Origin of the sequence: Blastococcus sp. MG754426, assembly GCF_021699055.1 — a bacterium.
In the GTDB taxonomy this organism is placed as follows: Bacteria; Actinomycetota; Actinomycetes; order Mycobacteriales; family Geodermatophilaceae; genus Blastococcus.
This window is the reverse complement of record NZ_SSXC01000052.1, coordinates 15,550-30,521: the sequence shown is the minus strand read 5'-3', so window position 1 is coordinate 30,521 and position 14,972 is coordinate 15,550. Positions and strand designations below refer to the sequence as shown.

13 protein-coding genes and 1 riboswitch are annotated in these 14,972 nt (G+C 76.3%); of the genes, 8 read left to right on the top strand and 5 right to left on the bottom strand.

All coding sequences use genetic code 11. The features are described from left to right. Positions 1-95 precede the first annotated feature (95 nt). Together E9549_RS15860 and E9549_RS15855 are read right to left on the bottom strand one after the other, a co-directional pair. Positions 96-614, bottom strand: coding sequence for a C40 family peptidase (locus tag E9549_RS15860; protein ID WP_236827520.1), 519 nt, complete (start codon positions 612-614; stop codon positions 96-98). Between the two features lie 13 nt (positions 615-627). Next, a riboswitch (cyclic di-AMP (ydaO/yuaA leader) is annotated at positions 628-786 on the bottom strand. 318 nt (positions 787-1,104) lie between these two features. Continuing rightward, the gene (locus E9549_RS15855; protein WP_236827518.1) at positions 1,105-1,758 is read right to left on the bottom strand and encodes a helix-turn-helix transcriptional regulator; all 654 of its coding nucleotides are present in this window, start codon (positions 1,756-1,758) and stop codon (positions 1,105-1,107) included. Between the two features lie 446 nt (positions 1,759-2,204). On the opposite strand from E9549_RS15855, the gene E9549_RS15850 reads away from it, so the two are divergent. From E9549_RS15850 to E9549_RS15835, 4 genes are all read left to right on the top strand, one after another. After that, entirely contained in the window at positions 2,205-5,381 is a 3,177-nt protein-coding gene (locus E9549_RS15850; protein WP_236827517.1) for a carboxyl transferase domain-containing protein, read from the top strand. Between the two features lie 94 nt (positions 5,382-5,475). Next, positions 5,476-5,637: a hypothetical protein gene (locus tag E9549_RS15845; protein ID WP_236827516.1), complete on the top strand. Its 162-nt coding sequence runs from the start codon at positions 5,476-5,478 to the stop codon at positions 5,635-5,637. A gap of 15 nt (positions 5,638-5,652) precedes the next feature. Beyond that, the gene (locus E9549_RS15840; protein ID WP_236827514.1) at positions 5,653-6,372 is read left to right on the top strand and encodes a hypothetical protein; all 720 of its coding nucleotides are present in this window, start codon (positions 5,653-5,655) and stop codon (positions 6,370-6,372) included. A 258-nt stretch (positions 6,373-6,630) separates the two neighbouring features. Further along, positions 6,631-7,587 (top strand): D-2-hydroxyacid dehydrogenase family protein, encoded by a 957-nt coding sequence (locus tag E9549_RS15835; RefSeq protein ID WP_236827513.1) that lies wholly within the window; start codon positions 6,631-6,633, stop codon positions 7,585-7,587. A 121-nt stretch (positions 7,588-7,708) separates the two neighbouring features. Here the strand turns inward: E9549_RS15835 and ilvA are convergent, their stop codons facing one another. Further along, entirely contained in the window at positions 7,709-8,986 is a 1,278-nt protein-coding gene (gene ilvA / locus E9549_RS15830; RefSeq protein ID WP_236827511.1) for a threonine ammonia-lyase IlvA, read from the bottom strand. Positions 8,987-9,108: 122 nt separating this feature from the next. Between ilvA and E9549_RS15825 the strand changes: the two genes are divergently transcribed. Beyond that, on the top strand, positions 9,109-9,648 hold the full coding sequence (locus tag E9549_RS15825; RefSeq protein ID WP_236827510.1) for a hypothetical protein: 540 nt from the start codon (positions 9,109-9,111) through the stop codon (positions 9,646-9,648). A 16-nt stretch (positions 9,649-9,664) separates the two neighbouring features. Here E9549_RS15825 and E9549_RS15820 read toward each other — a convergent pair whose 3' ends face one another. Beyond that, positions 9,665-10,096 (bottom strand): ATP-binding protein, encoded by a 432-nt coding sequence (locus E9549_RS15820; protein ID WP_236827508.1) that lies wholly within the window; start codon positions 10,094-10,096, stop codon positions 9,665-9,667. Positions 10,097-10,180: 84 nt separating this feature from the next. Here E9549_RS15820 and E9549_RS15815 point away from each other — a divergent pair, with 84 nt between their 5' ends. The 3 genes from E9549_RS15815 (at position 10,181) to E9549_RS15805 (ending at position 13,954) form a co-directional block, all read left to right on the top strand. Next, a complete protein-coding gene (locus E9549_RS15815; protein WP_236827506.1) occupies positions 10,181-10,531 on the top strand; it encodes an STAS domain-containing protein in 351 nt (116 codons plus the stop codon). Between the two features lie 10 nt (positions 10,532-10,541). Next, a complete protein-coding gene (locus tag E9549_RS15810) occupies positions 10,542-12,761 on the top strand; it encodes a SpoIIE family protein phosphatase (RefSeq protein ID WP_236827504.1) in 2,220 nt (739 codons plus the stop codon). A gap of 128 nt (positions 12,762-12,889) precedes the next feature. Next, positions 12,890-13,954, top strand: coding sequence for a DUF3048 domain-containing protein (locus E9549_RS15805; protein WP_236827502.1), 1,065 nt, complete (start codon positions 12,890-12,892; stop codon positions 13,952-13,954). Positions 13,955-14,278: 324 nt separating this feature from the next. On the opposite strand, the gene E9549_RS15800 is transcribed toward E9549_RS15805, so the two are convergent. Next, on the bottom strand, positions 14,279-14,896 hold the full coding sequence (locus E9549_RS15800) for a hypothetical protein (protein WP_236827501.1): 618 nt from the start codon (positions 14,894-14,896) through the stop codon (positions 14,279-14,281). Positions 14,897-14,972 lie beyond the last annotated feature (76 nt).

Below are 14,972 nucleotides of genomic sequence, written 5' to 3'. Positions count from 1 at the left end.
CGGCCAAAGGCACGAAGCCAGTCAGACGACGGGTCACGCTCACCGCTGCCGGCCGTCAGCCCATCACTGAAGGACCGACCCGGCCAGCCTCACAGTCAGACGACGCGACGCGCGGTGTTGTAGCCCCACATGGAGTCCACCGGCACGACCGCGACCGGGTTGCCGTAGGTCGACGAGTGGACCATCAGGCCGTCGCCGATGTACATGCCGACGTGGCCGACCGGGTCGTAGAAGAAGATCAGGTCGCCGGGCTGCAGGTTCGCGCGGTCGACGTGGACCCCCGCGGTCGACTGGGCGCCCGAGGTCCGCGGGATCTCCACGCCCGCCGCCTGGTAGGCCGACCAGGTCAGGCCGGAGCAGTCGTAGCCGCCCGGGCCGGTGCCGCCCCAGACGTAGGGCTTGCCCTGCTGGGCCAGGGCCGTGTCGACGGCGACCTGCGCGGCGTGGTTCGGGGCGACGGCGGTGCTGGTGACGACGGTGCCCGTGCCGCCCCCGCCGTCACCGGTGGAGGCGGTGGCGGCGAACGGGGTGAGGGCGATGCCGGCACCGGTGAGCAGGGCGAGGACGGCCCCGCGGGCGGAACGACGGGTCGTGGACGTGCGAGTAGTCGTCATGGACGACGGTGTCTCCTGTTCTCCGTGACCGCCTACCGGGTGAGCTGACGGGTTCGGGCGGGGAACGCGCCCGGCGCCCCGGACAGGCCGGTGGCGCTTCACCCCAGAACTGCGGTGGGTCCCCGGTCCGGACGACGGCAGGTGCCGGCGCCCGGTTCGGCGGTGTCCGTCCGGGTGTCACCGGGGATGGCGACGGCGGGGGCCCGGTCGGACCGCGGGGAACGCTAGGTGGGTCACGGAACGGTCACAACGCGGCCGACACGCCGCCCGCCGGGGGGCGCGGGGGGTGCCTCGCCGGGCCCCGTCGCGCGCGACTCGCGGGCCGACCACCGGGCTTGCGCCGGGCGCCGGGAGGCTGCTCACGCATCCCGTGACGCAGTGCTGTCGACCGTGTACTTCCGTCGGTGGCGGCGTGGCTCAACGCTGCGTGCGTGCCTCCGCGCGCCGACGTAGCCGGGAACCGCCGGGTAACCCCGCCTCAGGCGCACCGTCAGCCGACGTCGCAGCGGCACGGGCAGTCCTCCGCGTGCACCGGCCGGCCGCTCCGGTCGTCGAGGTCGTCGCACCCCGGCGGGCACGTGCACGTCCAGCCGTCGTCGAGGTGCCGGAAGGCGCCCGCCTCGAAGCGCCGCTGCCGCTCCTCCTGCCGCCGTCGCGCGGCGGCGGCCCGCCGGGCTGCGGCGCGTTCCTCCGGGGCGTCGCCGGGCTGGGGGACGAGGTGGTCGTCCGGGCGGTCGCGGGCGCGGTCGGCGGCGTCCTCCCAGGGGCGCCGCCGGTCGAAGGTGTACGTCGGCTGCCGCTGCCGGGGCCGGTGGTCCCACCGCCACGCGCGGGCTTCGCTCAGCATCGTGTCGAGGTGGGCGGGGAACCGCCGACCGGCCCTGTCGCGGACGGTGCCCGCTGCCATGCCGGCGACCGGCCGGCCGTCGTCGTCGAGCAGGCCGAGACGGAGGCCGGCCAGCGCGGCGGCCGTCGCGAGCAGCGCGGCGTCCATGCCGCGGGCGCCCGACTCGACGGCGGCGACGGCCGACTTCGAGACGCCCAGCCGCTCCGCGAGCTCCCGCTGGGAGAGGTCGGCCCGGCGGCGGATCCGCCGCATCAGGCCGCACAGGTCGAACTGCTGCGGGGCAGGGTCCTCGGGCACCGGCCGAGCCTGTCGGCTGGGCGGGGGAGGGCACGACCCCATGTGCCTTCCTGTGGACAGTCGCCCTCTGCCCACACCCGCGGGGCAGAGCGCGACTGCTCTGGGAAAAGCCGGTCGCCGGCTAGCTCTCTGCCCACGGCGGCGGGGCAGAGCGCGACTGAGCTCGGGGAGGGTCGGTCGCTCGCTAGGTCTCTGCCCACGGCGGCGGGGCAGAGCGCGACTGAGCTCGGGGAGGGTCGGTCGCTCGCTAGGTCTCTGCCCACGGCGGCGGGGCAGAGCGCGACCGAGCTCGGGGAGGGTCGGTCGCTCGCTAGGTCTCTGCCCACCCCGGCGGGGCAGAGCGCGACTTGCCCGGGGGAACCTGTAGCCGTGCGGAGGACGGGCCGCAGCGACCTCCACGGTGACCGGCACCACAGCGCGGCGACCGTGCATGGCAGCATCGCCGGGTGGCCCGTCTGCTGATCGCCAACCGCGGCGAGATCGCCGTCCGCATCGCCCGCGCCGCCGCCGCCGAGGGCTGGGCCTCCGTCGCCGTCACGGCCGCCGACGAACCCGACGCGCCCCACCTCGCCGCCGCCGATGAGGCGCACGTCCTCCCCGCCAGCGGGCCGGCCGCCTACCTCGACCCCGCCGCGATCGTGGCAGCCGCCCTCGCCACCGGCTGCACCTTCGTCCATCCCGGCTACGGCTTCCTCTCCGAGACCCCCCACCTCGCCCGGGCCTGCGCGGAGGCCGGGCTCACCGTCGTCGGGCCGGCTGCCGAGGACCTGGCCGTCCTCGGCGACAAGGCGCTGACCCGCACCCGGGCCGCAGGGGCCGGCGTGCCCGTCCCGCGCGCGGCCGACGGCGACGCCGCCGCGGTGGCGAGACTCCTCGACGAGGTCGGCGCGGTCATGCTCAAGGCACGCTTCGGCGGTGGCGGCCGGGCCACGCGGATGCTCCGCCCGGGGGACGACGTCGCCGCCGCGCTCGACGCCGTCCAGCGCGAGGCGCACGTCGCCTTCGGCAACGCCGAGGTGCTCGCCGAGGAGCTGGTCGAGCGGGCCCGCCATGTCGAGGTGCAGCTGATCGGCGACGGCCGGGGGAGCGTGATCGCCCTCGGCGACCGCGACTGCTCGCTGCAGCGCAACCGGCAGAAGGTCGTCGAGATCGCCCCCGCGCCCGCGCTGCCCGCCGGCGTCCGCACCGAGCTGGCCGAGGCAGCGCGCACCGTCGTCGGCACCGGCTTCCGGGGGCTGGCGACCGTGGAGTTCCTCGTCCCGGCCGACGACCCCGGCCGCTTCGTCTTCCTCGAGTGCAACCCGCGCCTGCAGGTCGAGCACACCGTCACCGAGGAGACGCTGGGCCTGGACCTGGTGCGGCTGCAGCTGCGGGTCGCCGCCGGCGCCACGCTGACCGACCTCGGGCTGGCCGACGGCGCGCCGCGGCCGGTCGGCACCGCGGTGCAGGCGCGGGTCGTCGCCGAGACGCTCACCGCCGCCGGCGCCGTCCCCTCCGCCGGCACGATCACCGCCCTCGCGCTCCCCGGCGGCCCGGGCGTGCGCGTCGACACCGCTGCCCGCCCGGGCGCCGAGCAGAGCCCCCGCTACGACCCGCTGCTGGCCAAGGTGGTCGTGCACGAGCGCTCCGGCTCGCTCCCCGACGCCTTCCGCCACCTGCACCGGGCGCTCGGCGAGGTGCGGGTCGACGGCGTCCCGACCAGCACCGCCTTCCTCCGCGCCCTGCTCGCCCACCCCGGCGCCGCCGGTGCGACCACCACCTTCGTCGAGGACCACCTCGCCGAGCTGGTGGGCAGCGGTGCGCCGGCGGCCGAGGTGGGCGAGGTGGGCGAGGGGTTGCGCGCGCCGGTCCCCGGCACCGTCGTCGCGATCGAGGCGGCGGACGGCGCGACGCTCGAGCCCGGGGCGGCGGTCGTCGTCCTCGAGGCGATGAAGATGGAGCACGTCGTCGCGCTGCCGGCCGGCGGGACCGTGCGGCGCGTCGCGGTGCGGGTGGGCGACACCGTGCGCGAGGGGCAGCTGCTGGCCGAGGTGGCGCACGCCGACGGCGACGTCGCAGCCGACGTCGCCGCGCCCGACCCGGACGCCGACCGCCCCGACCTGGCCGAGGTTCGCCGCCGCCACGAGATCGGCCTGGACGAGCACCGCGCCGACGCCGTCGCCAAGCGGCACGCCCAGGGCCGGCGCACCGCGCGGGAGAACCTCGCCGACCTCGTCGACGAGGGCAGCTTCCTGGAGTACGGGCCGCTGGTCTTCGCCGCGCAGGAGCGCCGCCGCAGCCGCGAGGAGCTGCAGGAGCGGACCCCGGCCGACGGCGTCGTCGGCGGGCTGGCCGACATCGCCGGGCACCCCGCCGTCGTCGTCTCCTACGACTACACCGTGCTGGCCGGCACCCAGGGCATGCGCGGGCACCTGAAGAAGGACCGGCTGTTCGAGCTCGCCGAGAAGCGGCGGCTGCCCGTCGTCCTCTTCGCCGAGGGTGGGGGCGGGCGGCCCGGCGACGTCGACCACCCGGTCGTCTCCGCCCTCGACACCGCCGCCTTCCACCTCTTCGGCCGGCTCTCGGGCCTGGTGCCCACCGTCGGCATCGCCAGCGGCCGCTGCTTCGCCGGCAACGCCGCGCTGCTGGGCACCTGCGACGTCGTCATCGCCACCGAGGACGCGACCATCGGCATGGGTGGCCCGGCGATGATCGAGGGCGGCGGCCTGGGTGTCGTCGCACCCGAGGAGATCGGGCCGATCGACGTCCAGCACGCCAACGGCGTCGTCGACGTCCGCGTCGCCGACGACGCCGCCGCCGTCGCCGCGGCCCGGCAGTACCTCTCCTACTTCGCCGGCCCGGTCGACGACTGGACCGCACCCGACCAGCGGCTGCTGCGCCATTTGGTGCCGGAGAACCGCAAGCGCGTGTACGACGTGCGGGCGGTGCTGTCCGCGCTGGCCGACGAGGGCAGCGTGCTCGAGCTCCGCGACGGCTGGGGCGCCGGCATGGTCACCGCGCTGGCCCGGGTCGAGGGCGCGCCGCTCGGCGTCATCGCCAACGTGCCCACCCACCTCGGCGGCGCCATCGACGCCGACGCCGCCGACAAGGCCGCCCGCTTCCTGCAGCTGTGCGACGCCCACGGGCTGCCGGTGCTCTCGCTCTGCGACACCCCGGGCTTCATGGTCGGGCCCGAGTCGGAGAAGACGGCGACCGTGCGCCACTTCTCCCGGCTGTTCGTCATCGGCGCCAACCTGTCGGTGCCGATGGGGACCGTCGTCCTCCGCAAGGCCTACGGGCTCGGCGCGCAGGCGATGGCCGGCGGCAGCACCAAGGTGCCGCGGTTCACCGTCGGCTGGCCCACCAGCGAGTTCGGCCCGATGGGCCTGGAGGGCGCGGTGCGGCTGGGCATGCGCCGGGAGCTCGCCGCCATCGAGGACGACGCCGAGCGCGAGGCCGCCTACCAGGCCGCCGTCGCCGCCGCCTACGAGAACGGTCGCGGGCTCAACGTCGCCGCCCACTGGGAGATCGACGACGTCATCGACCCCGCCGGCACCCGGCGCTGGATCGCTACCCTCACCCGCGAGGCGGCGGCCGCACCGCGGCCGGCGGGGCGGGTGCGCCCGCACGTCGACACCTGGTGAGCCACCCGGTCGTGTGGTTGACCGGCGGCGCACCGGGGCACGGAGGACGGCGAGAGGCACCGGCGTGCGCCGGTGCGACGACGAGGAGGCAGACATGGGAATGATGCGGAAGCTGATCGCGTCCGGGGTGGCGGCCAAGATCTTCCAGGAGGCGAAGAAGCCGGAGAACCAGGCGAAGATCAAGAAGCTCATCGCGGACTTCCAGAACAAGAGCGGCGGCGCGGGCGGCGGCAAGGGTCGCGGCGCCGTCCGCTGACCCCGCCGGCGCACCGTGCGCAGCCGCGGAGCGACCCCCGACCCCGAGGCCGACACCTCGCGGGCGGGGGTCGCTCCCGTTCGGCGATCCGCCTCCGGGGCCCCGGGGAAGACCCGCGAGGAGCGCTGGCAGGAGCGGCTGGCCCTCCCGGTCCTCGTCGCGGCGCTGGCCTCGGTCCCGGCGATGTTCCTCACCGTCGCCGAGGGCACGCTCGGCACCGCGGGGCACGTCGTCGACCTGCTCAGCGGCCTGGTGCTGGTCGCCGAGACCGTCATCCTGCTGGCCGTCGCCGAGGACAAGCGCGCCTGGATCCGCGGCCACCTCGGGCTGCTCGCGCTCACCGCCGCGGTGGTCGTCGCCGTCGTGTTCGCCCTCGGCCCGGTGCAGGTCCTCCGGCTGGTCCGCACCGTCGGGGCGCTGCGCATCCTGCGCGCCGGCCGCATCGTGAAGGCCGCCCGCAGCGTCAGCGACCGCATGGGGTTCAGCGGGCGGCTCGCGCACGTCGCCGCCGCCGGGGCCGGGGTGCTGGTCGCCGTCTTCGTCGGGGTGGTCCTCGCCGACCCGACCTCCCGCTCGCGGGACCTGCTCACCGCCGTCCTGGGCGACGTCGGCACGCCGGCGATCGTCGTGCTCTCCGCGCTCGCCGGGGTCGTCCTCGGCGTGGCCACCTACCTGCTCGCCCGCGATCCCGGTGCCGGTGCGGACGCCGACGAGGAGCCGCGGCCGGCGTCATGACGCTGCCGGAACAGCTCCGGCCGCCGACGCATGGACGCGGCCCCAGCGGGCACCCACCCCCGCATGGGAATCATGAGCAAGCTCGCCAAGGGTGGCATGGCCAAGAAGGTTGCGGACGAGGCCCGCAAGCCGCAGAACCAGCAGAAGATCAAGAGCGCGATCTCCAGCTTCACGAACAAGCGCAAGGGGCCCAAGCCGCGCTGACCCGCGCCGTCGCCACCGGGCCCCGGGCCTGAGCATCCGGTAGACCTACCGGACGTGCCCCGCATCGCCGTCCTGGACGACTACCAGTCCGCTGCCGCCGAGTACTGCGACTGGTCGCTGCTACCCGGGCCGGCGGAGGTCGTCGAGTTCCACGACACCGCCGCCGGCCCGGACGCGCTGGTCGCACGGCTGCGCGGGTTCGACGTCGTCCTGGCCATGCGCGAGCGCACCCGGTTCGACCGCGCCGTCCTCGAGCGGCTGCCCGACCTGCGGCTGCTGGTGACCACCGGCATGCGCAACAAGTCCATCGACGTCGCCGCGGCCGCCGAGCTGGGCATCACCGTCTGCGGCACCGCCGCCCCGGCGACCTCCACCGTGGAGCTCACCTGGGCCCTGGCGCTGGCCGCCCTCCGCCACCTGCCGCAGGAGGACGCGGCGATGCGCGCCGGCGGGTGGCAGACCACGGTCGGCGGCGACCTGCACGGCGCCCGGCTCGGCGTGGTCGGCCTGGGCCGCATCGGGGCGCAGGTGGCCCGCATCGGGCAGGCGTTCGGCATGGACGTCGTCGCGTGGAGCCAGAACCTCACCGACGAGCGCGCCGCCGAGGCCGGGGTGCGCCGGGTCGAGCGCGACGAGCTCTTCGCGACCTCCGACGTCGTCACGGTCCACCTGCTGCTGTCCAGGCGCACCCGCGGGCTGATCGGCGCCGACGACCTCGCGCTGATGAAGCACACCGCGGTGCTGGTGAACACCAGCCGCGGCCCGATCGTCGACGAGGCGGCGCTGGTCGACGTGCTGCGACGCGGCGCCATCGCCGGCGCCGGGCTCGACGTCTACGACGCCGAGCCGCTGCCGCGCGACCACCCGCTGCGCGAGCTGCGCCGGGCGGTGCTCACCCCGCACCTGGGCTACGTCACCCGCGGCACCTACGAGGTCTTCTACCGCGAGTCGGTGGAGGACGTCGCGGCCTGGATGGGCGGCGCCCCCATCCGGGTCATCCAGCCCGGGTGACCGGGGCACGAGCTCAGCGCCACCCTGCCGTTGGCGGGGGCGGCGTGACGCTGCGGTTGCTGCTGGTCGACGACGTCCTCGTCCGCTCGGGCCTGCGGGTGGGCCGGCCGGCGTCGGGTAGCTAGACGAGGAAGCGGTAGGCGGTGGTCCCCGGGGCCACCAGCTGGATGCGCAGCGGGCTGGCCTCGCACCGGGCCAGCAGCGCGGGCAGGCCGCCCGCGTCGCCCAGCTCGATGCCGGTGAGCGCGGCACCGGTCTCGCGGTTGTCCCGCTTCACGTACTCGAACAGCACGATGTCGTCGTCCGGGCCGAGCACCTCGTCGAGGAAGCGGCGCAGCGCCCCCGGCTCCTGGGGGAACTCCACCAGGAAGTAGTGCTTCAGCCCGCGGTGCACCAGCGAGCGCTCGATCACCTCGGCGTACCGGCTGACGTCGTTGTTGCCGCCGGAGAGCAGGCACACGACGGTCTGCCCGGGCTCGACCTCGACCAGCCCGCCGCTGACCGCCGCCGGCGAGAGCGCGCCCGCGGGCTCGGCGATGATCCCGTCGGCCTGGTAGAGGTCGAGCATCTCGGTGCAGATCTGGCCCTCGGGCACGGTCAGCAGCTCCGCGCCGGAGTCGCGCACCAGGGGGAGCGTCACCACGCCCACCCGCCGCACGGCCGCGCCGTCGACGAAGGTGTCGAGCTCGGGGAGCTCCACCGGCTCCCCGGCGGCCAGCGCCGCCGCCATGCCCGCCGCCCCCGCCGGCTCCACGCCGACCAGCCGGGTGCCGGGGGAGTGCCGGCGCAGCCACGTGCCGCACCCCGCGAGGAGCCCGCCCCCGCCCACCGGCAGGACGACGACGTCCGGCGCGCACCCCAGCTGCTCGAGCACCTCGACCGCCACCGTCGCCTGCCCGGTCACGGTGCTCAGCGCGTCGAAGGCCGGCACCAGCGTCGCCCCGGTCGTGGCGGCGTCGTCCGCGGCCGCGGCGGCGGCTTCGTCGTAGGAGTCGCCGACGACGACCAGGGTCACCATGTCGCCGCCGAGCGCGGTGATCCGCTCGCGCTTCTGCCGCGGCGTCGTCCCGGGCACGTAGACCCGACCGCGCACCTGCAGGGCACGGCAGGCGTAGGCCACCCCCTGCCCGTGGTTGCCGGCGCTGGCGCACACGACGCCGGCCGCGCGGGCGCCGCCGTCCAGCCCGGCGATGGTGTTGTAGGCGCCGCGGATCTTGTAGGAGCGGCCGACCTGCAGGTCCTCGCGCTTGAGCCAGACGTCGGCTCCGGTGACCCCGGAGAGGCGGGCGTTGCGCTGCAGCGGCGTCCGCTCGGCCACCCCGGCGAGCCGGCGTCCCGCCTCCCGCACCGCGGTGGAGAAGTCGTCGGGCGACGCGTCGTCGCGAGGAGTACCGCTCACACCGCCCATCGTCGACGACACGCCCCCGGGCCGGTGCAGGCGGTCACGGTCTGGTGCGTGATCTGCCCCACGGGGCGCGCTCGGGCCTAGCGTGGTCGCCCTCCCTTGAGGCGGTGAGGTCGGTGGCCGGAGCCCTGGTCGTCTACGAGTCGGTGTTCGGCGACGCACGGCGGGTCGCCATGGCCGTGGCCCACGGGCTGTGCAGCCGGCTCCAGGTCGACGTCGCCTGCGCGCGCGAGGCGCCGATGCTGGTACCGGCCGACCTGTCCCTGCTCGTGGTCGGCGGCCCGACGCACGCGTTCGGCATGCCCCGCCCATCCACCCGCGAGGGCGCCGTCCGGGACCACGCGGCGGTGATCCCGGACGTCACCTTCGGCCTGCACGAGTGGCTGGACGCCGTCCGCCTGCCGCGCGGCATCCAGGCGGCGGCCTTCGACACCCGCATGGACCACCCGGTGCTGGTCACCGCGCTCGACCACGCCGCGCGCACCGAGGAGAAGCTGCTGCGCCGGCTGGGCGCCACGCTGGCCGCACCCGCCGAGCACTTCCTGGTCACCGACGTCGCCGGTCCGCTGGCCGACGGCGAGGAGGACCGCGCCCGCCGGTGGGGGCAGGCGCTGGCCGAGCTGGTGGCCCCGCACCGCATCCCCGTCCGGGGCTGACCGGCCCGGGGGGAGATCAGCGCGGGTCGAGCAGCCGCAGGTGCGGCTGGGTGACCAGCCGCTTCTCGAAGGTCACCCGGTGCCGGCCGTCGTCGTCCTGCACGAACTGCAGCTGGTCGACCAGCGCGCGCATGAGCACCAGGCCCCGGCCCCGGTCGTCCAGCGGGGAGGCGGGGGCGTCCGCGGCGGTCGCCGGGTCGAACCCCTCGCCGTCGTCGACCACGCTGATCCGGCACGTGTCGTCGTCGATCGAGACATCGACCTGGTAGGCATCGTGCTCGGCGGCGTGGTCGACGACGTTCGCGCAGGCCTCGGTCAGCGCCAGCACGATCTCGTCGATCACCGCCTGCGGGACGGCCAGGTGCTCCAGCGCCTGCCGCAGCAGCCCGCGCACCAGCGGCACGCTGTGCGCGTCCGTCGGCAGGCGCACGCTGAAGTCGATGTTCATGGCCGTTCAGCCTCCTCCTGCACGGTGGCCTACCCTCGGACGACCGGCACGACGCGCTGAGGGAGGTGAACGGTGCACTTCGACGTGGAACGTACGACGGTCGCCGGGCGTCCGGCCCTCACCGTACGGGGTGAGCTGGACCTCGCGACGTCCCCGCAGCTGGCGGAGGCCGCCGAGGCGCTGCTGAGCGCCGGTCCCGCGGGCATCGTGGTGGACCTGACGCCGACGGTCTTCCTGGACTCCTCGGGCGCGCGGACCCTCATCGCCGTCGCCCGCAAGGCCGCCGCCGCGGGCGCGGAGCTGCACGTGGTCGCCCCGAGGAGCAACCGGCCGGTCCGGCTGCCGATCGACCTGCTCGAGCTCGGCGCCGTGGTGCCCATCGTGAACTCCGCCGGCGAGGTGCCCAGCCCCGCCGTCAACCGCGACGCCACGTAACGTCGCCGGGGTGACCAGCCCCGCAGCCGGCCCGGCGCCCACCGTCGACGACGAGGCGCTGGCGCGCTGCGCCGACGAGCCGATCGCCGTCCCCGGCGCCGTGCAGCCCCACGGGGTCCTGCTGGCGGTGCGCGAGCCCGACCTCGCGGTCGTCGTCGCCTCCGGCAACGCCGCCGACCTGTTCGGTGGCCCGGTCGCCGGCCGCGGCCTCGACGAGCTGCTCGACCCCGCCGACGCCGGGCGGCTGCGGGCCGGGCTCGCCGGCGACCTCGCCGAGCTCAACCCGCTGCGGGTGCGGGTGCGCGCGGCGGGGGGAGAGGTCGACCTGGTGGTGCACCGGGCCGACGGGCTCCTGGTCACCGAGTGGGAGCCGGTGCGGGGTGCGGAGGAGGCCGGCATCGCCTGGCACCGCCGGCTCCCGACCGTGCTGCAGCGGCTGGCGGCCAGCGCGACGCTCGACGAGCTCTCCGCCGTCCTCGCCCGCGACGTCCGCGCGCTCACCGGCTTCGACCGGGTGATGGTCTACCGGTTCGACCCGGAGTGGAACGGTGAGGTCATCGCCGAGGACCGGCGCGCGGACCTCGAGCCGTTCCTCGGCCTCTGGTTCCCGGCCGGCGACATCCCGGCCCAGGCGCGCGCGCTGTACGAGACCAACTGGATGCGGCTGATCCCGGACGCCGGTTACCGGCCGGTGCCGCTGGAGCCCGCGACGGTCGGCAGGCGCCCCCTCGACCTCTCCGGCGCCATGCTGCGCAGCGTCTCGCCGGTGCACCTGGAGTACCTGGCCAACATGGGGGTGCGGGCCTCCATGTCGATCTCGCTGGTCGACCGCGGGAAGCTGTGGGGGCTCATCGCCTGCCACCACTACGCCGGCCCGCACCGGCCCTCCTACACCGACCGCACCGCTGCGGAGTTCCTGGGCCGCACCGCCTCGCTGCTGCTCCCCACCAAGGTCGTCGCCGGTGACCAGGGCGGCGTCGTCGAGGTGGCGCAGCGCCAGGCCGAGCTCGCCGCGGTCGTCGGCCGCACCCCGCGCGGCCTCGCCGCCGCGCTCACCGACGGCGAGGTCACCGCGCTGGGCCTGGTGCCGGCCGCGGGCGTCGCGGTGCGGCTCGGCGGCCAGCTGCACCTGGCGGGGACGACGCCCCCGGCCGAGCGGGTCGGCCCGCTGGTCCGCGACCTGCTGGCAGCAGGGGTCCGCGCCACCGATGCGGTCAGCCGGGTCCTCCCGGCCGCGGCCGACCTCGCCGCCACCGCCAGCGGCGTGCTCGTCGCCGAGGTGGCCGGTGGCCGCGGCGACTACCTCGCCTGGTTCCGGCCGGAGACGCTCCGGGAGATCACCTGGGGCGGCAACCCGTACACGTCCAAGACGGCGCAGACCGACGCGGGCCCGCGGCTGAGCCCGCGCCGGTCCTTCGACGCGTGGAGCGAGACGGTGCGCGAGCGGTCGCAGCCGTGGCTCGACCACGAGGTGGCGGCGGCGCGCAGCCTGGCCGCCCTGCTCACCGAGACCGCGGCCAACCGGGCGACGGAGGACAACCGGCTGGCCACCGCGCTGCAGCGCACCCTCCTGCTCGAGCAGCTGCCGGAGGTGCCCGGGGTCGACCTGGCCGCCCGGTACCTGCCCAGCGCGGACGACGTCGTCGGCGGTGACTGGTACGACCTGGTGCCGCTGCCCGGCGGGCGGGTGTCGGTCGTGCTGGGGGACGTCGCCGGGCACGGGCTGGCCGCCGCGGCCATCACGGCGCAGCTCCGGCACGCGCTGCGCGCCCACCTGCTGCGCGCCGCCGGGCCGGCCGCCGCGCTGGACGGGCTCAACGAGGTGATCGGGGCGCTGCTGCCCGGTGAGCTCGCCACCGCTGTCGTCGCCGAGCTCGACCCGGCCACCGGGGAGGTGGTGATCGCCAACGCCGGGCACCTGCCGGTGCTGCACGCCACCGCCGGTGCGACCGAGTACCTGCACGAGGGCCGTGGTCCGGCGCTCGGCCTGCTGGACGCCGCCGGCTACCGGGAGATCCGGCTGACCCTCGCCGGCGACGACCGCCTGCTGCTGGTCAGCGACGGGCTCGTCGAGCGCGGCCGCGGAGGGCTGAGCGCCGGCCTGGACGACCTGCGGGCCGCCGTCGCCGGTGGCCCGGTCACGCCGCAGGCGCTGGCCGACGCGGTGCTCGCCGCCCTGGACCCGCCGCGCACCGACGACGTCACCCTGCTGGCGCTCGCCCGCACCTGAGGCGGGTCACGGCCGCGACACGATCCCGTCCGCGGCGGTGCGGCGCGGTGCGGACGACCGCGCTCACGCTCTAGCGTTCGCGGACGACCGCCCGCCCGGTGGTCGTCCCACCGACCGGGGAGCCGCCAGTGCCGCCGACCGCCGCCCGTGCCCGGCGCCGCCGGGGTCGCCGGCTGGCGGCTGCGCTGCTCGCCGCGGTCGCGTTGACCGCGTGCGCCGGCCCCGCCGCCCCGGCCGCGGCACCGACGACGACGACGCCTGCCCCGCCGCCACCTCCTCCGCCGCCGGTGCTGTGGCCGCTCACCGGCGTCGACAGCGGCGGCGCGTACGCGGAGCGGCCGGCCCTCGCGGTGAAGATCGAGAACTCGGTGGACGCCCGCCCGCAGACCGGCCTGAACGCCGCCGACGTGGTGTGGGAGCAGGTCGTCGAGGGCGGCATCCCGCGGTTCGTCGCCGTCTACCACTCCACCGTGCCGGGGGAGATCGGGCCGGTGCGCTCGGTGCGGCCGATGGACCCGGCGATCGCCGCCCCGCTGCGCGGCGTGTTCGCGTTCTCGGGCGGGCAGGGGCCCTACGTCGACGCGATCGCCGCGGCGGGCCTGCAGGTGGTCAGCCGCGACCGCGGCGCCGACGGGTTCCACCGGCTGGCTGGCCGCTCGGCGCCGCACGACGTCTACGCCGACCCGCACGCGCTGCTGGCCCAGGCCGACCAGGCGCACCTGGCAGCGCCGCCCGGACAGTTCCTGCTCGCGCCCGACGGGGGGCAGGCCAGCGCCGTCCTCGCCGGTGCGCCCACCGGCGTGGTGGACCTGAGGCTCTCGGGCATCAGCCGGCCGAGCTGGACGTGGAGCCCACCCGACGGCCGGTGGGTACGGGCCGAGGCCGGCGTCCCCGCGGTGGAGGCGGACGGCACACCGCTGCGGGCCACCAACGTCGTGGTGCTGCGGGTCGAGGTGGTGGACACCGCCGCCACCGACCCCGCGGGGAACCCGGTGCCGGAGACGGTGATGGTCGGCGGGGGAGAGGCGCTGGTGGCGACCGGTGGGAGGACGCTGGCCGCCACCTGGGCCAAGGGGGCGGTGGGGGACCCGGTGGCGCTGACCGGGCCGGACGGCGCCCCGGTGCTCCTCGCGCCCGGCACGACCTGGGTGGAGCTGGTGCCGGTGCGGACGGGCGCGGTCACCCTGCGCTGATGGCGGTGCGGTGCGGTGCGGTGTGGTGCGGTGCGGCGCGGTCTGCCGCCCTGACGCAGGACCGGACAGCACCCGGGGGACGTAGCGCTCTGCCCACTCCGGCGGGGCAGAGGGCTACTGCGCCAGGGGCAGGTGTGTGGTGCGCTCGCGCTGTGCCCACGCCGGCGGGGCAGAGCGCTACTGCGGCCGAGGTGAGCGCCCGGGAGGGTCCCGGCCCGGTGGGGGCTCCCTGCGGAACCTCTGCCTCTGAGTGCCCGTGCACTCAGAGGCAGAGCGCGGCGGGGGGTGCTGCCGCCCGGCGCCGGACCCTCCGGCAGCCCGGGATCACACCGTCTCGGGCACCCGCAGGTGGGCCAGCACCAGGTCGAACTCGGCCATCCCGGTGACCTCCATGCCGAGCTCCCGGGTGATCTGCTCCCGCATGCCGCGCACCGTCTCGGCCGAGGCCTCCATGTCGTGCCGGCTGGCGTACGTGGCGGCCAGCGCACCCAGCCCGCTCCGCCGGTCGACCAGCAGGCTCATGCTGCAGAAGCCCGGCAGCTCGTCCAGGCGCGGCAGCACACCCGTCCGCACCGCGTCCACCGAGCGGTCGGTCTGCGCCGGGTCCCCGCGGGTCCAGGTGACCCGCGTGCAGGCGCCGTCGGGTGCCTCGCTGCGGCGGTGCAGCAGCGCGATCTCCCACTCGTCCACCTCGGCCACGGCCCCGAAGATCTCCGCGGCGTGGTTCCGCATGTCGCGGACGCTCTCGGCGCTGGCGTGCATGGCGCTGTCGTCGGCCCACGCCGTCGTGACGATGCACCGGGCGCCCGGCCGGTCGCAGATCATCGACAGGCCGACGCAGCCGCTCATCCCCTCGACGGCGGGCATCACGGTGTCCCGGACGTAGGCGATCCCGTCGTCCATGTCGCGGACGTTGCTCAGCGTGGTGGACCGGGCGTACATGCCACCCACTCCTCTCGGCTCAGGCGACGCCCCTGCGGCATCGCCGCGCCCCCCACTGTCCTCGCCGCGGAGCCCG

Bases quoted from the DNA above. Each gene is read 5' to 3' on its own strand.
- E9549_RS15845 (WP_236827516.1), top strand. From the start codon at position 5,476: ATGGGAATGATGCGGAAGCTGATCGCGTCCGGGGTGGCGGCCAAGATC.
- E9549_RS15800 (WP_236827501.1), bottom strand. From the start codon at position 14,896: ATGTACGCCCGGTCCACCACGCTGAGCAACGTCCGCGACATGGACGAC.
- E9549_RS15820 (WP_236827508.1), bottom strand. From the start codon at position 10,096: ATGAACATCGACTTCAGCGTGCGCCTGCCGACGGACGCGCACAGCGTG.
- E9549_RS15860 (WP_236827520.1), bottom strand. From the start codon at position 614: ATGACGACTACTCGCACGTCCACGACCCGTCGTTCCGCCCGCGGGGCC.